14 protein-coding genes and 1 riboswitch are annotated in these 21,533 nt (G+C 74.1%); of the genes, 6 read left to right on the forward strand and 8 right to left on the reverse strand.

Translation table 11 applies throughout. The features are described 5' to 3' along the window. The first annotated feature begins 120 nt into the window (after positions 1 to 120). Positions 121 to 277: riboswitch (cyclic di-AMP (ydaO/yuaA leader) on the forward strand. A 230-nt stretch (positions 278 to 507) separates the two neighbouring features. Beyond that, the gene (locus tag ACFVT2_RS29270) at positions 508 to 1,815 is read left to right on the forward strand and encodes a peptidoglycan DD-metalloendopeptidase family protein (protein WP_390022633.1); all 1,308 of its coding nucleotides are present in this window, start codon (positions 508 to 510) and stop codon (positions 1,813 to 1,815) included. A 102-nt stretch (positions 1,816 to 1,917) separates the two neighbouring features. After that, positions 1,918 to 2,883, forward strand: coding sequence for an aldo/keto reductase (locus ACFVT2_RS29275; RefSeq protein WP_390022635.1), 966 nt, complete (start codon positions 1,918 to 1,920; stop codon positions 2,881 to 2,883). Positions 2,884 to 2,970: 87 nt separating this feature from the next. Here the strand turns inward: ACFVT2_RS29275 and ACFVT2_RS29280 are convergent, their stop codons facing one another. From ACFVT2_RS29280 to ACFVT2_RS29300, 5 genes are all read right to left on the reverse strand, one after another. Beyond that, on the reverse strand, positions 2,971 to 3,273 hold the full coding sequence (locus tag ACFVT2_RS29280) for a hypothetical protein (protein ID WP_205365665.1): 303 nt from the start codon (positions 3,271 to 3,273) through the stop codon (positions 2,971 to 2,973). Between the two features lie 271 nt (positions 3,274 to 3,544). Beyond that, complete coding sequence (locus ACFVT2_RS29285; protein ID WP_390022637.1) at positions 3,545 to 4,900, reverse strand: PrsW family intramembrane metalloprotease; 1,356 nt, start codon at positions 4,898 to 4,900, stop codon at positions 3,545 to 3,547. Positions 4,901 to 4,997: 97 nt separating this feature from the next. Further along, positions 4,998 to 5,861 carry a tRNA (guanosine(46)-N7)-methyltransferase TrmB gene (gene trmB, locus ACFVT2_RS29290; RefSeq protein WP_390022639.1) on the reverse strand — a complete coding sequence of 288 codons (864 nt, stop codon included), beginning with the start codon at positions 5,859 to 5,861 and terminating at the stop codon, positions 4,998 to 5,000. A 249-nt stretch (positions 5,862 to 6,110) separates the two neighbouring features. Beyond that, a complete protein-coding gene (lhgO, locus tag ACFVT2_RS29295) occupies positions 6,111 to 7,358 on the reverse strand; it encodes an L-2-hydroxyglutarate oxidase (protein ID WP_390022641.1) in 1,248 nt (415 codons plus the stop codon). Positions 7,359 to 7,567: 209 nt separating this feature from the next. Beyond that, positions 7,568 to 9,016, reverse strand: a complete 1,449-nt coding sequence (locus ACFVT2_RS29300) for an MFS transporter (protein WP_390022642.1) — start codon at positions 9,014 to 9,016, stop codon at positions 7,568 to 7,570. Between the two features lie 703 nt (positions 9,017 to 9,719). Between ACFVT2_RS29300 and ACFVT2_RS29305 the strand changes: the two genes are divergently transcribed. Continuing rightward, entirely contained in the window at positions 9,720 to 11,795 is a 2,076-nt protein-coding gene (locus ACFVT2_RS29305) for an asparagine synthase-related protein (RefSeq protein WP_390022643.1), read from the forward strand. Positions 11,796 to 12,302: 507 nt separating this feature from the next. Here the strand turns inward: ACFVT2_RS29305 and ACFVT2_RS29310 are convergent. Continuing rightward, a complete protein-coding gene (locus ACFVT2_RS29310) occupies positions 12,303 to 14,234 on the reverse strand; it encodes a sigma-70 family RNA polymerase sigma factor (RefSeq protein ID WP_390022645.1) in 1,932 nt (643 codons plus the stop codon). Positions 14,235 to 14,537: 303 nt separating this feature from the next. After that, complete coding sequence (locus ACFVT2_RS29315) at positions 14,538 to 15,293, reverse strand: TetR/AcrR family transcriptional regulator (protein ID WP_390022647.1); 756 nt, start codon at positions 15,291 to 15,293, stop codon at positions 14,538 to 14,540. A 475-nt stretch (positions 15,294 to 15,768) separates the two neighbouring features. Between ACFVT2_RS29315 and ACFVT2_RS29320 the strand changes: the two genes are divergently transcribed. Together ACFVT2_RS29320 and ACFVT2_RS29325 are read left to right on the forward strand one after the other, a co-directional pair. Then, on the forward strand, positions 15,769 to 17,157 hold the full coding sequence (locus ACFVT2_RS29320; protein WP_390022649.1) for an NAD(P)/FAD-dependent oxidoreductase: 1,389 nt from the start codon (positions 15,769 to 15,771) through the stop codon (positions 17,155 to 17,157). Positions 17,158 to 17,452: 295 nt separating this feature from the next. Continuing rightward, positions 17,453 to 19,231, forward strand: coding sequence for a SpoIIE family protein phosphatase (locus tag ACFVT2_RS29325; protein WP_390022651.1), 1,779 nt, complete (start codon positions 17,453 to 17,455; stop codon positions 19,229 to 19,231). A gap of 36 nt (positions 19,232 to 19,267) precedes the next feature. On the opposite strand, the gene ACFVT2_RS29330 is transcribed toward ACFVT2_RS29325, so the two are convergent. Continuing rightward, entirely contained in the window at positions 19,268 to 20,554 is a 1,287-nt protein-coding gene (locus ACFVT2_RS29330; RefSeq protein ID WP_390022658.1) for an MFS transporter, read from the reverse strand. Between the two features lie 198 nt (positions 20,555 to 20,752). Between ACFVT2_RS29330 and ACFVT2_RS29335 the strand changes: the two genes are divergently transcribed. Continuing rightward, positions 20,753 to 21,313 (forward strand): MarR family winged helix-turn-helix transcriptional regulator, encoded by a 561-nt coding sequence (locus ACFVT2_RS29335; RefSeq protein WP_390022652.1) that lies wholly within the window; start codon positions 20,753 to 20,755, stop codon positions 21,311 to 21,313. The last annotated feature ends 220 nt before the right edge of the window (positions 21,314 to 21,533 follow it).

Here is a 21,533-nt window from a genome sequence, read left to right on the forward strand (position 1 = left end):
CGTCCAGAACGACCTTTAAAGCCACCCGCCCGAGCCGGCTGTTCGCACGGCGCGACCGGTGTCCCCGATCCGTGTCCTCGACCCGAGTCGAGTCGCCCGGATCGACCGGTTCCGAGGGGCCTGTCGGATCCGCCTGGAATTGCTGGGAATTGAGTCGAGGGAACCGGGGAACCACCCTCTTGGGGTGAATCGGGCGCCTCTCGCCAGGGGGCGCTCGTAGGAGACCTTCCTGCTCCGAACCCGTCAGCTAACCCGGTAGGCGAGAAGGAAGGAAAGGAGTGCGCCCCCGTGGCGTCCAATAGGCCCGCCCCTCATGCTCCGTCCGCGTACGGCCTTGGTGGCCCCGCCGACTTCGGCGGCTCGGTCGGCTTCGGCGGCCCCGCCGGGCCCGGTGGTCCCACCGGCCTCGCTGTTCCCACCGCTGCCGGTGATCCCACCGCTGCCAGTCATCCCGCTGGTGTCGGTGCTCCCGTTGGCTCGGCCCATGTCCAGCCGCCCTACGGGGAGTTGACCGATCGGCGTCCGCACCAGGGCGCGTTCTCCCACGACCTGCTGGTCCCGGAACCGCTGCCCCAGGGGGCGCCGTCCCCGGGCGTACCGGTGCAGGGTGCGCCGGTGGCGGGCTCGCTGCCCGGTGGCGAGCCGGCGCTCGGCCTCGAAAGCGAGGGCGCCGACGGCGAGGGCGCCGATGAGGAGGGGTTCCCGGTCGACGAGTCGGGTGTCGGCGACGGAGCGGCCCGTCTGGTCCGCGGCAAGCACCGGGTGGCCAAGCAGCGCGGCGGTGGTCTGGCGCGCGGCGGCACGGTGCTGGGCGTCGGCGTGATCGCGGCGGTCGGCGCGAGCGGGGTGGCCGCGGCCGAGGGCCGACCGCCGGTGCCGATATCGATGCCCGACCCCGGTGGGCTGGTCGATGACGCCGCCGGCGCGCACCAGGACGCCGCGCCCCGCCCCGGTGCCAGCCCGTTGGCGGCCGGCGGCGGTGTCGCGCACGCCCCGACGGCCGCCACTTCGGCGGTCGCCGCCCCCTCCAGCCCCTCCGCACCCCTCTCCCAGGCCATCGCTCCTGGTGACGGCGCGCAGGGCGCGGCCGAGGCGCTGCGCAACCGCATCCTCCAGCAGGCCGACGGCCGGCCGGGCGCCGCGGAGCACGCCGCCGTCCTCCAGGCGGCCCACGACACGGGCGCCCAGCAGGGGGCCGCGGAGCGGGCCGCGACGGGCGAGGAGAAGCCGGCGGCAGCGCCGGAAACGACGACGGCGACGCAGCCAACAGTCGAAACGGCAGCCGAGACGGCAGCCGAACCAGCGGCTGAATCGGAAGCCGAAACGGCAGCCGAGCCTCAGGCAGGGGCGGAAGCCGCGCCCCGCACGGCGCCGGAGGCCCGTCCGGCGCCGCAGGCCGACCGGCCCACCGACGCGGCGAAGCCCTTCGCCGCCCCGGTTTCCTCGTACACCCTCGCCGCCGGCTTCGGGCAGACCGGCGACCGCTGGGCCGCGGACCACACCGGCCAGGACTTCACGGCCCCAACCGGCACGCTGGTCACGGCAGTTCACGACGGGACCATCACCCAGGCGGGCTGGGCCGGCGGCTACGGCTACCGCATCGTCCTCACCCTCGACGACGGTACGGAGCTCTGGTTCTGCCACCTGTCCTCGATGGTCAAGACGACGGGCCGGGTCCACACGGGCGACGTCATCGGCCGTGTCGGCGCTACCGGGAACGCCACCGCTCCGCACCTCCACCTGGAGGTCCGCCCGGGCGCCGGCGCCCCGACGGATCCGCTGCCCTGGCTGCACGGCCACGGGGCCACCGTCTGATCGATCCGGCCGGCTGCCCACGCCCCGTGGGCAGCCGCCGGGGAGCGCCGCCGGTCTCGGCCGCGGGGAACAACTCCCCCTGCGCCGACGTTGATACCGAACATGACCGTGACACACGCCCAGAGCTCAGCCCCCACTCCCAAGCCGCTCGGTTCGCTGTCCGTCTCCCCGCTCTGCCTCGGAGGCAACGTCTTCGGCTGGACCGCCGACGAGGCCGAGTCCTTCGCCGTCCTCGACGCCTATGTGGCCGGCGGCGGAAACTTCATCGACACCGCCGACGTCTACTCGGCCTGGGTGCCCGGCAACAAGGGCGGTGAGTCCGAGACCGTCATCGGCAACTGGATGGCGGCCCGCGGCAACCGCGACGAGGTCGTGATCGCCACCAAGGTCGGCGCCCACCCCGACCACAAGGGCCTGTCCGCCGCCACCATCAAGACCGCCGTCGACCTCTCCCTGAGCCGTCTCCGCACGGACTACATCGACCTCTACTACACCCACTACGACGACGAATCGGTCGAGGTGGGCGAGTTCCTGACCGCCCTCGACGAGCTCGTCCGGGCGGGCAAGGTCCGGGAGATCGCCGCGTCCAACATCTCCGCGCAGCGCCTACAGGAGTCGCTGGACTTCTCCGACCGCGAGGGAGTGGCCCGCTACGTCGCCCTCCAGCCGCACTACAACCTGGTCTCCCGCGACACCTACGAGGGCGAACTCGCCGACGTGGCCGCCCGTAACGGCATCGCCGCGGTCCCGTACTACGCCCTCGCCTCCGGCTTCCTGACCGGCAAGTACCGCCCGGGCGGCAGCGTCGACAGCGCCCGCTCCGGGAAGGCCGCCGGGCACCTGGAGACCGACCGCGGCCGCCGCGTCCTCCAGGCCCTCGACACCGTCGCCGCGGCCCACGGCGCCGAGGTGTCCACCGTCGCCCTCGCCTGGCTCGCCGCCCAGCCGACCGTGGCGGCCCCCATCGCCAGTGCCCGCACCCTGGCCCAGCTTCCGGCCCTGCTGGCCGTCACCGAACTCGCCCTCACCGACGTCGAGGTGGCCCTCCTCACGGCGGCATCGGCCTGACCCAGCACGATGTGCGGGGGCCCTACGGTCCCCGCACACCGCAACGGTGTCAGGACACCCCTCGGCGGTCGGTCCGCCGGCCCGGCCTCATCCGCGCCGGTCCGCCACCGCCCACGAGGCCAGCGCGACCCCGCCCGCCACCGCGAACACCGAAGGCCACGCCCCGATCTTCTTGGCCAGCGGGTGCGACCCCGCGAACGCCGCCACATAGGCACCACTCAGCGCGGCAGCCGCCTTCGTACCGGCCTTCTGCTGCCAGCCGCGAGCGGCCACCGCTCCGGCAGCCGCCAGTGCCACCCCACCCAGCGGCCGCTTCTTGGTCCACCGGGCCACGCCGTAACCGCCCACCAGCCCCGCGGCCGCCACCACACTCGTCGGAATCCCAGCCATCGCAGAATCCTCCCTTTCACGGACAACTCCCAGGAGCCTACGCGCGGCCCTCGCGCCGTCCGGGAGCACGGTCCACCGGGGCACGGAAGGCCCGACGGGCCCGGATGCTCCTAGCGGCGATGCCTACGGGCTGATGCCTACAGGCCGGTGCCTACCGGCCGATCCGCCGGGGGACGAGGATCCGGCAGGTACGCGGTCATCCTGCCGAAGGCCGGTGAGGCCGGTGAGGCCGGTGAGGCTGGTGAGGCCGGTGAAGGCCAGGGGAGCCCGATCAGCGCTGGTCACCGTTGCGCGACCGGGCCCCGTGCCGCAGGGCCGAGGCGCGGCGGGGTGCCGTCCCGGCGGGGCCCGGCGCCCCCTCCGGCGGGCTCGGTGTCCCCGTTCCGCACGCCCACGCCTGGAGCAGCGCCGGACCGGCCCACGGCCGGTACTGCCACAGCCGCTCCAGGAGTTCGCGCTCCCGGGCGGTGAAGTCCGGGGACGGGCCCGCCAGGTGGGCGCGGCGGCGGTGGAAGGAGAGGGCGGTGGCCAGGGTGGTGTAGGCGGTGACGGCGCGGGCGGCGGCCGGGCCGTGGGTGCGGCGGGCGATGTCGCGGGCCAGGGCGCGGGTCCTGAGCGAGGAGAGCGCGGTCGGCTCGGGCGCGGCGAGCCAGCCGGCGGCGGCGTACGGGGCGAGGTACACCCGGACGGACAGCAGTTCCTGCCGGCGGGCCCACAGCGCCAGCCAGGTCAGGGCCAGCAGGACCGGCACCATGCACACGCCGTAGATCGTGAGGAAGCCGGCGTCGCCGAGGCTGGAGGCGGCGTTCCACACGCCGTGCAGCAGGATCGCGGCGGCCAGGCCGAGGAGGACGAGCGCGGCGCGGGCACCGCGGCGGCGCGGGTAGCGGGTGGCGGTTATCCCGAGCGCCAGGCCGGTGAGGATCGTGAAGAGCGGATGCGCGAACGGGGAGACCACGATCCGTACGAAGAAGGTGCCGGCGGTGAGGGAGCTCAGACCGGTGTGCCCCATGGACTGGTCCTCGCCGAAGGCGCTGCCCAGATAGAGGATGTTCTCGGTGAAGGCGAAGCCGGTGGCGGTGATGCCGGCGATCACGATGCCGTCCGTGATGCCGTCGAAGTCACGGCGGCGGAAGCGGTAGAGGAGCACGATGGCGGCGGCCTTCATCACCTCCTCGACGATCGGGGCGACGACCGTCGAACCCCAGGCCGCGGCCTCGGTCGGTGACGCGGAGGAGATGTTGTTCGCCAGCCAGTCGGTCGCGAAGCCGTTGGCCAGGACCGCGACCAAGGTGGCGGCGCACGCCCCCCAGGCGAAGGCGAACGCCAGATTCCGCCAGGGCTCGGGCTCGATCCGGTCCAGCCAGCAGAACGCCGCGATCAGCAGCGGCACCGGGAACACGGCCAGCCCGAGGCCGACCAGCAGGCCCTCGGTGCCCGTCTGCCGCCGGACGATGCCGAGAATGAGCACGCCGGAGAGCGCGAGCAGCGCGGCCAGCGCGATGGCCCGGACGGTCTTGCTGCGCCAGGGCGCACCCCGGCGCCGGGGCCCGTCGTGGACCTCGGCGGGTGTGTACGGCGGCGGGCCGGCTGGGTGCTCGGGGAGCGGCGGCGGTGACGGGTACACCCATCGACCCTAGCGAGGGTGGGGCGGTACGGGCAGGTGGGTTGGGTGTGCCGGGGGAGGGGCGGGTCGACCCGGCGCCCCCGGAGGGCCGCGGCCCTCAGCCTCGGCGGCGGAACAGCAGGTCGTGCACGGTGTGCCCCTTGTCCAGACCCTGTCCCTCGAACCTGGTCAGCGGCCGGAAGCCCGGCCGGGGCGCGTACCCGGAGTGCAGGTTCTCCAGCGTCGGCTCGGCGGAGAGGACCTCCAGCATCTGCTCGGCGTACGGCTCCCAGTCGGTCGCGCAGTGCACCAGGGCGCCGGGCGCGAGCCGGGTGGTCGCCAGCGCCACGAACTCCGGCTGGATCAGCCGGCGCTTGTGGTGGCGCTTCTTGGGCCAGGGATCCGGGAAGTACACGCGCAGACCGGCGAGGGACCCGGGGGCGAGCATTTCGCGCAGCAGGATGATCGCGTCGCCGTTGGCCACCCGGATGTTGGACAGGCCGTTCCGCTCCGCGAGACCGAGCAGATGGCCCTGGCCGGGGGTGTGCACATCGCAGCCGAGGATGCCGGTGTCCGGGTCGGCGGCGGCCATCTGCGCGGTGGCCTCGCCCATCCCGAAGCCGATCTCCAGGACGACCGGCAGCCCGCCGAAGAACGCGTCGAGGTCGAGGCGGGAGAGCCCGTCGATGTCCAGGCCCCACGTGGGCCAGAGGCGGCGCAGCGCATCGGCCTGGGAGGAGGTGACGCGGCTGCGGCGGGGTTGGAAGGACCGGATCCGCCGCTCGTGGTGTGAGCCCGCGGGGTCGGCCGCCGGCCCCGTCCCGTCGGGGAACATCGGCTTGCCGCGGCGGGGCACGGCGGCCGACGCGGCGGTGGCGCCGAGGGGGCGCGGGGCGGGCGGGACGGCGGTCACCGAGGCGTCCGCGCCCGTGGCGTCGGCAGCGGCGGTGGCGGTTTCGGGGGTGGCGGGGTTCTCGGACACAGTGCGTCGATTCTACGGATGACGTCGCCGCGGACGGGACCGTCGCCGAGGGCACACCCCGGCCGGCGCCCCCACCGACCACCGGAGCCGCAGGTCAGCGCCGCGACGGCGGGAGGTCCGGCAGGTCCGACCAGGTCCGACCGGGCCCCGCTCGGACCGGGCCCGGACCGGGCAGCCGGGTCCGCCCACCGGCGCCCCGCAACCCGCGAGGCCCTCGCTCCCCCTCACCCCGTGAAACTCTCGTCCCCCTCACCCCGTGAGGCCCTCGTCCCCCACCTCCCGGGCCGGCATCCCCAGGAGCCGGGTCACCCGCCGGGCCACCTCCCGGCCGATCGGGAGGGAGGCCGTGGCGGCCGGGGACGGGGCGTTGAGGACGTGGATCATGCCGGGGGACTCGGCGAAGAGGAAGTCGTCGACGAGGGTGCCGTCGGGGAGGACGGCCTGCGCCCGGACCCCGGCCGGGGAGGGCAGGAGATCCTCCTCACGGGCGTCGGGCAGCAGCCGGCGGACCGCGTCCGCGAAGGCGCGGCGGGACAGTGAACGCTGGAGTTCGCCCGCGCCGTAGCGCCAGTGGCGGCGGGCTATCCGCCAGGAACCGGGGAAGGCGAGCGTCCCGGCGAGCTCGGTGGGACGCACGGTGCGCCAGTCGTAGCCCTCGCGGGCCAGCGCGGGGACGGCGTTCGGCCCGATGTGGACGGAGCCGTCGATACCGCGGGTGAGGTGGACGCCCAGGAAGGGGAAGGCCGGGTCGGGGACCGGGTAGACCAGGCCGCGGACCAGTGCGGCGCGCTCCGGGGCGAGGGTGTAGTACTCGCCCCGGAACGGGATGATCCGCATGCCCGGGGCGTCGCCCGCCAGCCGCGCGACCCGGTCGCAGTGCAGCCCGGCGCAGTTGACCAGGGCGCGGGCGCGGTAGACCGTGCCGCCGGCCGTGCGGACCGCGACCCGGCCCGGACGGCGGGCGATGGTGGTGACCTCCTCGCCGAGCACCACCCGGGCGCCGTCCTCCTGGGCGAGCCGGGCCAACTGCCGGGCCACCGCCCCGAAGTCGCAGATCCCGGTCGTGCCCACGTGGATGGCGGCCAGCCCGCGCACCTCGGGCTCGTACTCGGCGATCTGGGCGGGACCCAGCTCCCGCACCGGCAGGCCGTGCTCGCGGCCGCGCTGGATGAGGCCGTGCAGCCGGGGCAGCTCGCTGCGGTCGGTGGCGACGATCAGCTTGCCGGTGACCTCGTGCGGGATGTCGTGTTCGGTGCAGAACTTGACCATCTCCGCCGACCCCTGGAGGGCGAAACGGGCCTTCAGCGAGCCCGGTGGGTAGTAGATGCCGCTATGGATCACGCCGCTGTTGCGTCCGGTCTGGTGGCGGGCCGCACCCGGCTCCTTCTCCAGCACCACGACGCGTATGCCGGGCGCGGCGCGGGTGAGGGCACGGGCCGTGGAGAGCCCCACGATCCCGGCACCGATCACCAGCACATCGCAGTCGTACGCCGCCACTGCACCTCCCCAACCGCATGACCGCCGACCCGCTCGTCGCCGCGGGCCCGCGCGTCATCGCCGACGACGTAGTCCATCATGACGGGCGGCACCGACAATCCGCAGTGACCTGTCTGACCTGCGGCGACGATCCCGCGGCGAGGCACCCTCGACGGCCGGTCCGCCGGCCCGTCACCGACCGCCCCTCTCCTCTGCCCGCTCCACCCGCCCTACGCCGGGGCCGCCAGCAACGGCCGGGCCCGCTCCCGGAGTTCGACCACGCGCGGTTCGTCCCCGTACGGCTCCAGGCGGTGCAGCAGATCACGGACGTACTCGGTGGTGCGGGCGGAGGAGATCCGGCCCGCGACCTCGACGGCACGGGTGCCGGCGGCGCAGGCCGCGTCCAGATTGCCGGACTCCAGTTCGGCGACGGCCGACACCACGAGGCGCAGCCCGTGCGACCGGACGAACTCCTCCGTCGGCCGGGACAGCGCCTGCTCGGTGAAGCGGCGCACCTGACGGGGCAGTCGCAGGTCCCGGTAGCACTCGGCGGCGTCGGCGGCGAAGCGTTCGTAGGAGTAGAAGTCCAGCCAGGACGGGTCCGGATCGCCGCTGCGGGAGCGCTCCAGCCAGCCCTCGGACGCCTTCAGCGCCACCTCGCAGGCGCGTGCCTCCCCGGCCTTGGCCTGGGCCCGCGCCTCCACCAGGCGGAAGAAGCTCATGGTGCGGGCGGTGGCCAGTCCGCGGTTGCGCTCCAGGGCGGCCTGGGCCAGGTCGACGCCCTCGTCGGCGAACCCGCGGTAGGTCGCCTGGAGGGACATCGACGCGAGCACGTACCCGCCCAGGGGGACGTCGGCGGCGGCCCGGGCCAGTCGCAGCGCCTGGATGTAGTACCGCTGGGCGGCCTCCTGCTGACCGGTGTCGAAGGCCATCCAGCCCGCCAGGCGGGTGAGTTCGGACGTCGCCCCGAAGAGCGCGCGCCCCACCTCGTCGCTGTACGAGGCGAGCAGCAGCGGTGCCGCGTCCACCCGGAGGCACTCCGGCACCATGGACGAACGCCAGTCGCCGCCGCCGTACTTGGAGTCCCAGCGCCGGGCGTCCTCGGCCGCCTCGCGCAGCTTGGTGACGTCGCTGTGGCCGACGTGCTGCGGGACCCCCGCGTCACCGGCGGCCGCGGCGTCCTTGTCCCGCGCCTCGGCCGCCTCCCGCGCCACCGAACTGTCCGCCGGCGATATCAGCCAACGGGAGGCGGGAGTTGCGTACGCGCTGACGGCGAAGGATCCGGCCAGGCTCTGCCAGATGCCGCCGCCCCCACCCCGTCGGCCGGCGAGATCGAGACGGTACAGCTCGGTCGCCGAACGCACCGCCGCACCCACGTCGCGAGGGAAGGCGAGCCCCACCTCGGGCGCCGGATCGGCGTCGGCCAGGCCGATCTCGTGCAGCGGTACCGGGCGCCCGAGCTTGCTGCCGATCGCCGACGCGATCAGATGGGGCGCGGCGCCCTGGGGCACCATGCCCTTGGAGACCCAACGGGCCACGGACGTCTTGTCGTAGCGAAGCGTCAGGCCGCGTTGCGCACCGAGGTCGTTGACCCGGCGCGCCAGTCCGGCATTGCTGATCCCCGCGAGGGCGAGAACGGTGCCGAGCTTTTCGTTCGGCCCGCGTGTATCCCTGGACATGCGCACCCCTCGACACAGCGACGGCCGCCCCGTACCCCGGGGCATGCGTCCACCCAGAGTAGTTCGCCGGATCCCTACCGTTAAGGGTCGGTGTCTTGGATGGCGAGATTCGTGTTCAAACGGGGGTGCGGGAATTGGCATGTGCTCCGGGTACGTGTGCCCATGCGCCCGTGCGTGCGCGCTGCCCCCTCAACGGCCCCCACGCTTCGATGAGTTCTGCGTGGGTCGGCCCGCTGCACTGGATCCAGTGGGCTGGGGGACACCGCCACCTCATTCCCCGCGGGTGGCGGTCCGGTCCGGGAGGCGCAGCCCGCTTCCCGGACCGTCGCGGGGACCGGGCGACGTTCGGCCACCGTGCCGCAACGACGCCGCGTACGGGGCGACGTCCAGGCGTCAACTCGGTTGCACGGTACGGACTTTGGCCGAAAACCGACGGGTGATGCTTTCACGCCGTCGGCTGTCCCGGGGGCCACACGGGGGGTCGCCCGGGGCCGTCGCCGACCGCCCCGTCCACCTCCAGGGGCACCGCACCGCCGCTGCACGGTGGTCCGCCGCGCCCGCCGCCCGCCGGTATCCGGGGCCTCCTCCAGCACCTCCCGCAGGCCACCGCCATGGCAGCATGGACCGCAGGACAGCTGGGGAATCCGCTGTACGGGGCGGTCGCCGGCCACCCCGGCGGACGGGGAATCGGGTGGAGGCGGCGATGCGCTGGCTGGTGGGGTGGAGCAGTGCCGCGACCACCAACAGGGAGTGCCGGACGCTGCTGCCCGTGGGCGCCCAACTCCTGTGGGGCGACCCCGATCCCCTTTGGGCGGTGGGCGACTGGCGGCCCCATGAGGTGCGCGTCGTCCAGGCCGACCCGGAGACCCGGCTCGCCGTCTTCGGGGTCTGCGGTGCCACCGACGACCAACTCAAGGTGGGCCTGTTCGCCGCCCGCGGGGGTGCCCTGCGCCACCTCACCGCCTGGCCGGGCAGCTACACCGTCGTCGCCCAGGTGGGACGCCGGATCACCGTCACCGGAGACCTGGCCGGCGCCCGTCCCGTCTTCCACACCAGGTGGGCCGGCGGCACCGCGTACGCCACCGCCGCCCTGCCGCTCGCCGACCTCGTGGAGGCCAGCCTCGACGTCGGCCATCTGGCCGCGCTGCTGGCCTGCCCGGACGCCCCCGAGGCGCTGGGCGCCGGCACTCCGTACGACGGTGTCCGCCGGATCCCGCCCGGCCACGCCCTGGTGCTGCGCACCGGCAGCAGCGAGATCGCCTCCTACGAGCCGCCCGCGTCCCTGGCCGTCGCCGCTCCCCAACTCGCCCCGGAACAAGCCGTGGACGCCGTCCGTGAGGCCCTGGTGGAGGCCGTCCGGGCCCGGCTGGCGGCCCCCCGCTTCGCCCCCGACCCGGACGGGCTCGACCGGCTCGACCCCGGCCCGGTGCCCGGTATGGGCCCCGCGGAGCGGCGCGCGGCACGCGGGGGCCCGGCCCCCGGCATCGGCGCCGACCTCTCCGGAGGCAGCGCATCCGGCACGCTCGCCCTCCTGGCCGCCGGCCTCCCCGGGCAGCCCGGACGGATCAACGGCCACGGCGAGCGCCTGTTGGCCGTCACCTTCAACGACCTCGCCACCCATGGCGACCAGGCCCAGCACGAGGCAGAACTGGAGCGCGCCCGCGGGATCGCCGAGAACCCCCGGCTGCACCACGTCGTCGTCGCGGCCGGCGACGAGGCCCTCCCGTACACCGGCCTGGACGTCCTCCCGCTCACGGACGAGCCCGGACCCGCGCTGACCCTCGCCGGCCGACACCGCAGGCGGCTGCTGTCCGGCGGCGCCGACCACTTCGTCGGGAACGGCGCCCGGCAGGTCCTCGACGCCCACCCGGCCCGCCTCGCCGACCTCCTCATGGACCGCCGCCGACGCCACCTGCTGCGTCCGGTCACCGCGCTGGCCAGGGCCGACGGCCCGTCCGCGCACTCCGTCCTGGTCCCGTTCACCGTCTACCGGGCCGCCCGGAAGCTCGCCCGCACCCCCTACGCCACCGGGATCGCCGAGGCCGCGCGCCGCCTGATGGAGCGGCAGTTCGCCGACGAGCCGGTGGCCGGCGGTGCGGTGGACGCCTCACTGGCCGCGCTCGCCTGGTGCCGCCCGGGGCCAGCGGCACGTTGGCTCACGGGCGAGGCACTGGCCGAGGTATCGGTTCGCCTCGGGGACGCGGCGCGGCGCTCGCCCGCCGCCGGCCGTCCGGGCGAACGGCGGGCCCGCGCCGCCCTGGCCCGTCAGGCCGCCGACTACCGGGTCTTCGAGCAGGCCGTCGAGGTCCGCAGCCAGCGGCTGCACGCCCCCTTCCTCGACAACCAGGTGGTGCTCGCCTGCCGCGCCCTGCCGGACACCCTCCGGGTGCAGCCCGGCGCCCGCGCGGCCGTCCTGCGCTCGGTCCTGGCCGGCGCCGGGGTACGGGACCTGCCGCCCGGCTGGGGTGCCGCCGCGCAGCACACCCACACCGCCGCGGTCCGCGCCGGCCTGCGCGCCGAGGTCGGCCGGCTGCTCCAGCTCTTCGAGGCGCCGCTGCTCGCCGACGCCGGCCTGATCGAGGCGCGGGTGGTCCGCACGGCACTCCGCGCGGCGGCCGAGGGCGCCCCGCTGCCCTTGGACGGCCTGGCCGAACTGGTCGCCACGGAGCTGTGGTTGCGCCGGCTGCTGGCCCGCCGCGGCTCGTGCTGGACGGGCGCGGAGGCGCCGCGGCAACGGGCGCTCGCCGGGGGCGTGGTGCCCCGCGCACGGCTCTCCTGAGGTGCCGGGAGCGAGCGTCGCCGATCCCGACGGCGGACGGTCCCACCGACCGCCCCCGCTGTCGTTTCCCCGCGGGGCGGTCGTTCGGCGCATGGCCGCCGCCCGGTGCGCCCCGCGGAACGGCGCGACCTACGGCGCGCCGGAACCCCCACACGCCGGAGGAACGGGGCGCACGCCGGCACCCACCTGGACGCCCCACCGAAGGCGGCCCCACGTCGCGAGGAACCCACCACTTGAGCAACAAGCTACGGCCTGGGAAACCCACGACCTGAGGAAGCCAGGGCCTCAAGAACCATGGCCTGAGGAACCCACGGCCTGAGGAGGCGGCGGCCACAGCGTTCCCTACGGACACCGCAGCAGCTTCCTCGCCGCTGCATTTCCGGCCCGCCCCTCACCGCCACCCCGACAGTGAACCGCCTACTGGCAGCGAACCGTCACCCCGCAGGGAACCGTCACCCCGCAGGGAACCGTCACCCCGCACCGAGCCGCCACCCGCCCGCGCCCCGCTCACCGACAACTGATCTGCGACCGCGCCCAGTCCCCCAGCGCCACCAGGTCGCCCGCGCTCTCCGGCTCGACCACCAGGCGGAGCGTCTTCCGGCCCGCCAACGGGACGTGCACCGGCACCGCGGACTCCCCGCCGTGCACGACCGCCGACCGCCACAGCCGGACCCCGTCCGCGTACACCGAGAAGCGCAGCGCGCCCAGCCCCAGGCTGAGGTCGTCCACGCCGGCCACCGCGTCGTAGGCCGTGCACTGCCGGTTGAGGTCGATGACCACCGAGGAGGAGGCGTGCACGCTCACCCCGTTGGGGTAGGCCGTCCCGCCGATGCTCGGCTGCTTCCGCTTCCACATCCAGCTGCTGTCGAAGGCGCGGACCTCCGGCTTGGTGCCGTCCCCCGCGAAGTCGTACTCCAGCGCGTTGACCTGGTACGGCGTCGGCGGCGGGGACGGCGGTGTGGGGGTGGGCGTCGGGGTCGGCGTCGGCTTCGGCGGCGTCGGGGTGGGCGTGGGCGTGGGAGGCGGTGTCGGGGTCGGGGTGGGAGTCGGTGTGGGCTCGGGCGGTGTGGGGGCGGGCGCCGGCGGGGGAGCCGGGGTCGGCTTCGCCCCCGGTGCGCTCACCGGGGGCCGCGGCGTGTGCGACGGCGGCGGGGCGGGCACGATCGGCGCCGGCCGGTACGGTTGCGCCCGCGGCTGCGGATCCGGCTGCGGTGATCCGGCCAGCGCGAACGCCAACGCCGCGCCCGCGGCGACCACCAACCCGGCCCCGACGGCGACCTTCACCGGAGCGGCCAGCCCCTCGCCCACGGCCGTCCCGCCGGCGCCACCCGCCGCACCGGAACCGGACCCCGCGGCGGCCGCAGCCACCCCGGCACCCGCCGCCGCCCCGGCCCCGGCGACCCCGACCACCGCGGCGGCACCCTTGACGGCGTACCCGGCCGCGAACCAGCCGATGACCGCGACCGGCAGCACCGCCCCGATCCGCTGGTTGACGTCCGCGACCTCCAGCGCCGCCCCGCGGCACCGGGCGCACTCGTCCAGGTGCTTGCGCAGCCCCCGCTCGGCCCGCATCCGCAGCCCGCCCCGGGCGTACGCACCGAGCCGGTCGGCGTAGCGCGCGCAGTCGCCACCCGCGGTCAGCGACTGGCTCACGTGCGCCTGCAGATACGCCTGCTTGAGCCCTTCCCGGGCGCGGTGCGCCAGGACGGCGGTGGCGTTGGCGGTCAGCCCGAGCAGCGGCGCGACCTCGCTCGGCGACTCGTCCTCGATGGCGGTGTGCCACAGCACCGTCTGATAGCGCTCCGGCAGGCTGCGGAACGCCTGCACCGCCATCGTCTGCTCGGCCTCGTGCATCGCCCGCACGTCCGCGCCCAGGTCGCGGGTGTCGTCCTCCAGGGACGAGCCGGCCGCCGACACCGAGAACACCGCGAAGTCCTCGACCAACTGCTCCCGCCGGGCGGTCTTCGCCCAGGCCGCGGCGACCCGCCGGACGGTCGTCAGCAGATAGGCGCGCACCGCCGAATCCGGCCCCGCGCCGCCGCGCACCGCCTGCAAGGTGCGCGCGAACACCTCACCGGTCAGGTCCTCGGCGGTGTGGGTGTCCCGACAGCAACTGCGGGCGTACCGGCGCACCGCCTCGGCGTGCCGGCGGTACAGCTCCTCATACGCGCTGTCGTCGCCGGCCCGCATCGCGGCGACCAACTCGGCGTCGGACGGCGGCAGATGCGCGTCCTGGCCCGTGACCGTCGTCTCCTCCACGGCGCCGGAAGGTTGCTCTCGCCGCCTGGAGTGCCGGCGCTGCGCCGGCACGCTGGGCCCGGTGTCCGCCACGCCGCCGGCCGGCGGCGTCGCCCCCAGCGGTCCGGTCTGTTCCGGCACCTGCTCCGACGGGCGTCCCGCGCTCTCGCCGCGCCGCTCGTCCCGCCCGTCAACACCCATCGCCGAGGCTCCCGAAGCCGCCGTCACACCGCAACACCGCGCAAGCGTGCCACACCCGTGGCCCAAGCTTTAGGGCTCCGGTGGGCAACCACTCATCCGGGGCGACCGCACTGGCGTTCACCCGTATGGGCTCTTGCCCGCCCACCGGGGCGCTCACGCCGCAGGGCCGCCGCCAAACCGCCGGCAGGCCCCGCACCCGGGGCCCCCGGTGGCCGGCACCGGCGCCACTGGAGCGCCCGGTGCACGAACCGGCGCCAGCGCGGCCGACGCCGCACTCCTCGCCGCGCGGCCGGCGGCCGTCCCTCATGTGGTGGGGCGCGACCGCAGCCCTTCCAGCAGGATCTCCAGCAGCCGTGCCGAGGCCGCCTGCTGCTGTCCCGGATCGGGCAGCGCCGGCGCACCCGTGGCGATCACCAACAGGACGTCGGAGACCGTGACGTCGACCCGCAGCGCACCCGCCGCCCGGGCCCGGTCCACCAGCCGCCCGACGACCTCCAGCAGCGCCTGCCCGCCCGGCGTCTCCTCGGTCTCGGCGCCCGGACGCAGACCGTCCGCCTCGCCCGACGCCACCCGTTGCAGCGGCACCCGTGCCTCGGTGCCGCCGTCCGGCACCCGCGGCTCGGCCGTGCCGTCCGGCACCAGCTCCTCGCTCGCGCCCACCCGCAGGATGCCCGGCGGCAGCAGCCGCCCGGCCCCCGAGGCGACCGACGTCCGCAGGAACCGCGCCAGCGCCGACCACGGGTCGTCCTCCTGTCCCAACGCGGCCCGCGCCTGCTCGGTCAGCCGGGAGGTCTCCTCCTCGGCTATCCGCCGGACCAGCACGTCCTTGCTCGGGAAGCGGCGGTAGACCGTCCCGACGCCGACCCGGGCGCGCCGCGCCACGTCCTCCATCGGCGCGCCGTACCCCAGCTCGCCGAAGACCTCGCGGGCCGCCCGCAACACGTGTTCCAGATTGCGCTGGGCGTCCACCCGCAGTGGTGTGCTCCGCCCGTTGGCGCCGGTCATTGCGCCCGTTCCCTTGCCGTTGGCGCCGTTGGCGCCGTCGGAAGCAGCGGTCATCGCGACCGCCGTCGGCCATTGAGAGCCCTGAATGTGCATAAGTGATCCCCCGGTAATGACGTCTCCCCCCGGAGACTCCCCGCCCTGACGGTCGGCGTGACCCGACGAAAGGGTGCACCCCAACGAGATACGAACATAGTTGAGCCCGCGTCAAGATTGAAGGGGGCCCTCCGCACACCGTGTCCCCCGATCGGCCCAATGGACCCGATCCGCCCCGCTCGCCCGTCCTTTCACCCCGCGCCAATCTCCGCCTGACCAGCGTACTTCGCGTCACTCGGCCGGAATGTCCCACTCCGCACCGCGGCCCGTACCGGACATACTTTTCGACCGGCCTGTGGACAAAGGCGTTCCGGCAGTGCGTCATGGAACAGTGCTGTGCTTTCCGGGGGCGCAGCGCCCGAAGGTGGCCGCGCCGCCGGCCCGGCCACCCGCTCGGTGGCGCCCCGGCCTGGTCGACACCGCGAGGAGAACCTCTGTGAAGACTGTGTCTTCGGACGACGTGGCGCGCATTCTCGTGGTCGGCGGTGGCTACGTGGGCATGTACACCGCGCTGCGACTACAGCGGACGCTCAAGCAGGAGCTGCAGCAGGGCAAGGTCGAGATCGTCATCATCGGCCCCGAGCCGTACATGACGTACCAGCCGTTCCTGCCGGAGGCCGCGGCCGGCTCCATCTCACCGCGCCACGTCGTCGTCCCGCTGCGCCGCGTCCTGCCGCACTGCACGGTCGTCATCGGCGAGGTCACCGCCATCGACCACGACGAGCGCAAGGCGACCGTCGCCACCCTGGCCGCGGAGGAGGCCGGCGACGCCGACGTCATCGTGGCCTACGACGAACTGGTCCTCGCGCCGGGATCGGTCTCGCGCACCCTCCCGATCCCCGGGCTGGCCGAGGTCGGCATCGGCTTCAAGACCGTCGAGGAGGCCATCGGACTGCGCAACCACGTCCTCGAACAGCTCGACATCGCCTCCTCCACCCGCGACCCCGAGGTCCGCGACGCGGCGCTGACCTTCGTCTTCGTCGGTGGCGGCTACGCGGGCGTGGAAGCCCTGGCCGAACTGGAGGACATGGCCCGCTACGCCGTCCGCTACTACCACAACGTCCAACCCGAGGACATGAAGTGGATCCTGGTCGAGGCGACCGGCCGGATCCTGCCCGAGGTCGGCCCCGACATGGGCCGCTACACCGTCCGCGAGCTGCGCGCCCGCAACATCGACGTCCGGCTGGAGACCCGCCTGGAGTCCTGCGAGAAGCGCATCGTCCAGCTCAGCGACGGCTCCCGCCTCCCCACCAGGACGCTGGTGTGGACCGCCGGGGTCAAACCGCACCCCATCGTGGCCGCGAGCAAGCTGCCGCTGACCGACCGCGGCCGCCTCAAGTGCACCGCCGCGCTCCAGGTGGACGGCGTGGAGCACGCCTGGGCGGCCGGGGACGCCGCGGCCGTCCCGGACCTGACCGTCCCGCCGCCCGCCACGCCCGACGAGCCGCGCACCGAATGCGCCCCCAACGCCCAGCACGCCGTCCGCCAGGCCAAGGTGCTCGCCGAGAACATCACCGCGACCCTGCGCGGCGGCGAGATCCACAACTACGCGCACAAATACGTCGGTTCGGTGGCCTCGCTCGGCCTGCACAAGGGCGTCGCGCACGTCTACGGCCGCAAGCTCAAGGGCTACCCGGCGTGGTTCATGCACCGCGCCTACCACCTCAGCCGGGTGCCCACCTTCAACCGCAAGGCCAAGATCCTCGCCGAATGGATCCTCGCCGGTCTCTTCAAACGCGAGATCGTCTCCCTCGGCTCGCTGGAGAACCCGCGCGCCGAATTCGAACTCGCCGCGGGCACCGGCCGGCACAACGAAACCAGCTGACCGGCCGCTCCACCAGGGACGTTGGCCACCCACCCGCCCGGCGCCGCCCGGCCGCCCCGACGCCGGGAACTACGCCCCGACGCCCGGCGTCTGACGGATGACCGTCCGGTCGGCCACACTGGACGTGTGACCATGGGTGGGCTCGTATCTGCGAAGAGTGACAATCGCGAGGATTCAGGACGTTTGCTGCATTCCGTCAGAGGGAGCCGACCGTGCCCCCCGCCATGCCACGGGGCGTTCCCGCACGCCGATGGCCAGACCCCGCGCGACGACGCGAAGTAAGAGGTACCCCTCCGTGATCTTCACGCGCTGGAGCGCCAGGTTCCCGGGCACACAGCGGCGCACCGCCGCCCGGTCCGACCGCCCGACCACACCGGCCGCCCCACCCTCGGGACCCACGGCGCACGCCGCCGCGCCCGCACCCGCCGGCGACACGCCCGCCGGCCAGCCCGGCACCGTACCCGCCGCCCGCGCCGAGGGCTCCGCCGGTGAGGACGCACCGCCGCCCGCCGCGCCGCCCACCGTCGACGCGCTCTCCGTCCACGACATCCTCGGCACCATCCCCGCCCTGGTCGCCGTCGTCTACGGCCCCGAGCACCGCATCGCCTACGTCAACAGCGCGTACGCCGGCGTCTTCGGCACCCGCCCGGCCGGCCACACCGCCCGCGAAGCCCTCCCCGAGCTGGCCGAGCTGGGCCTGCTGCCCCTGATGGACCAGGTCCTCCGCAGCGGCAAACCACGCACCGTCAAGTCCCGCAAGGTCCCCGCCGGCGCCGGCGGGGACCGCACCCGCGACGGCTACTACACCTTCACCTGCACCCCCATCGAGGTCGCCGCCAGCGGCCCGGCGCCCGACCCGGAGGTCGCCTGCATCGCCCCGCACAAGGGCGTCCTGGTCTTCGGCGCCGAGGTCACCGACCAGATCGAGTCCGCCGAACGGCTGCGGGCCAGCGAGGCCCGCCAGCGCGAGGCCGCGGTCACCCTCCAGCGCTCGCTCCTCCCGCAGGAGTTGGAGCAGCCCGACGACCTGCGCGTCGCCGCCACCTACCAGCCCGGCGGCACGGACGCCGCGGTCGGCGGCGACTGGTACGACGTGATCACCCTCGGCGCCGGCCGGACGGCCCTGGTCATCGGCGACGTCATGGGCCGCGGGGTGCGCGCCGCCGCCGTCATGGGCCAGCTGCGCACCGCCGTCCGCGCCTACGCCCGCCTCGACCTCCCGCCCCACGAGGTCCTCCAGCTCCTGGACGGCCTGGCCGCCGAGATCGACGCCAGCCAGATCGCCACCTGCGCCTACGCAGTCCACGACCCCAACGAGGGCCGCCTGGTCTACGCCTCGGCCGGCCACCTGCCGATGCTCGTCCGCGACGCCGACGGCACCGTCCGCCGCGCCGCCGAACCGACCGGCCCGCCCCTGGGCACCGGCGGCTGGCTGCACACCTCCGGCTCGGTCCCGCTCGCCTCCGGCAGCAGCGCCGTCCTCTATACCGACGGCCTCGTCGAGCGCCGCGACAAGGACATCGACGAGGGCGTCGCCGCCCTGGAGCGCGCCTTCGCCGGCGCCACCGGCACCCCCGACATCGTCTGCGACCGGCTGCTGCGCTCCCTGGGCATCACCGCCACCCACGACGACGACGTCGCCATCCTCGTCATCCAGAATCCGGTCCGTACGGGACACGACGCCGAGCTGTTCCACAACGCCGCCCTCGAACTCCACGGCGGCACCGAGGCGGCACCCCGCGCCCGCGCCTTCGCCTCCGGCGTCCTCGCCTCCTGGCGCTTCTCCCCGGAACTCCACGACCTCGGCGTCCTGGCCGCCAGCGAACTCGTCGCCAACTCCCTCCAACACGGCACCCCACCCATGCGGCTACGACTGCGCCGCACCGACCGCCGCCTGATCATCGAGGTCACCGACGGCGACGACCACCTGCCCCGCCGCCGGCGGGCCGAGCCCGTCGACGAGACCGGCCGCGGCATCTCCATCATCGCCACCATCGCCTCCTCCTGGGGCTCCCGCCGCACCCCGGGCGGGGGCAAGGCGGTCTGGTGCGAATTCGCACTGCCCCGGAGCTAGCCCCGGCCCGGACAACAACGGCGCCCGCAATGCACCTCAGACGGCCGCGGCCACCGGTTCGGCCTCCACCCGCTGAGCGGGCACGGCCGCCCGGTGCGGCTGGTCCTGCGCCGGGCTGAGCATCCGCCCCAGCCGCAGCGCCAGCACCGTGATCCCGACCGCGCACGCCACCAGCATCGCGATGTACGCGACGTACATCCCGTGCCCGACCATCAGCGCCCCGACGGCCGGCCCGATCGCCAGCGCCAACTGCTTGACCAGCGCGAACGCCGAGTTGTACTGACCGATCAGCGAGGCCGGCGCCAGATCCGCCACCAGCGGCGCCACCGTCGGCGCCAGCAGCGACTCCCCGACACCGAACAGCGCATACGTGGAGATCAGCAGCACCGTGGCCACCACCTGGCTCCCGTGCACCAGCCCGGACAGCCCGGCGGCTATCCACGCCACCGTCCAGATCACGCCCACCAGCGCCATCACCCGGCTCCGACGCCGCCGCTCGACCAGCTTGAGCACCACGAACTGCGCCGCCACGATCGCCGCCGTGTTGGCCGCCAGGGCGATACCCAGCGTCGCCGGCTCGATCCGGGTGACCTCCGTGGCATACGCCGCCAGCCCCGACTCGAACTGCCCGTAGCAGGCGAAGAACAGTACGAAGCCCAGCACGCACAGCCACACCATCCGCCGGTCGCCGAACAGCGCCCGCCAAGCACCCTTGGCCCGCTCCTCGGTCGGCACCGCGTCCTCCACCTTCGGCGCCCGCGGCAGCCGTACGGTCGCGATCGCCGCGCCCAGCACCAGGAACATCACGGCCTCGATGGCGAACAGCCGCACGAAGCTCGACGCATGCGTCTCGTCCACCAGCTGACCGCCGACCAGACCACCTATCCCCAGCCCCAGGTTGTTGAGGAAGAACTGCGTGGCGAACGCCCGCGACCGGGTCACCGTCGTCGAGCACCACACGATCATCGTGGCGAGCGCCGGCTGGATCACCGCTATACCGGCCCCCAGCGCCACCGCCGACGCGATGACCATCGGCTCGGTCGACGCCAGGCCGATCCCCAGCGAACCGACGGCGGCCGAGACCGTACCGATGACGGCCACCGGCAGCGGCCCCCGCCGGTCGATGACCCGTCCGGTCAGCGGCAGGACGACCAGCGCGGAGATCGCCAGCATCGCCAGCACCACACCGGCCGTACTCGCACCGAGCTGCCGTACGTTCGCCACGTAGATGTACAGATACGGCACGGTGAAGCCGCTGCCGAACGCGCTCAGCGCGTTCCCCAGCTGGATCCGGCGCAGCGCGGCGCCCATCGCGGTGGTCACACTCACCTACCTAGGTCAGGTCGTAAAGACGGATACGAATCAGGAACCCCCCGAGCCGAGTCGAGGCAGCGTCCACGACGCCCAGGACGTCCAAGAGCGGACAGTCACAACCTCAAGACTTCGACCCTAAAGTTCGAAGCTAAAGACTACACGACGAAGAACTTCAACGCCAATGACTTTCGTGTCATACTGCGCCGCATGCCAGAGCCCTCAGATGCGGCCGCCGGAGCCACCGAGCCGAGCCTGGAGGAACAGATCGCGGCCTACCAGCGCGAGTTCCAGGCCCTCGACCCCCAGGTGGAGAAGGTCGTCTCCGCACTTCAGCGCCTCAACCGGCGGATGAACGTCGCCTACGGACGACAGACCGCCACCCTCGGCATGAGCAACGCCGAATGGGAGGTCCTCAAGGCCCTCGTCGTCTCGGGCGCGCCCTACCGCATGGGCCCCGGCGAACTCGCCAAGCGCCTCGGCCTCACGCCGGCCGCCATGACCCACCGCATCGACCGCATGGCGAGCGAAGGCCTGGTGACCCGCGAGCGCGACGAGACCAACCGCGTCCGCGTCATCGTCGAGCTGACCCACGAGGGCCGCGAAAAGTGGCTGGAGGCGATGCGCATGGCATCCGTCTTCGAGGAGGAACTCCTCCAGGACCTCTCCGGCAACGAACGCCGCATCCTCGGCGATGCGTTGACCCGTCTGCTGCGCCGCGTCGAGGACGCCCAGCCGGACGCCGAAGGCCGCCTGAGCGACCTCGACTGACCGGGTTTGACACGCCCCACCCCGATCCGTAGTGTTCTCCGAGTTGCCAACGAGCCGGAACGGTTCTGCGGCAACCATCCCGCCGCTTCGCGGCAACTCACTACTGCACGGCCCCTCAACGGGACTGAATTCCGCATGTCGAAATTCGTTCCGGGCGTCTGATTAGGCGTCACCGAGGAATTCCGCTAACGTAGTGAACACCCCGCCGACGGGGAATCGG

The organism is Streptomyces sp. NPDC058000 (genome assembly GCF_042886435.1).
Taxonomy (GTDB): Bacteria; Actinomycetota; Actinomycetes; order Streptomycetales; family Streptomycetaceae; genus Streptomyces.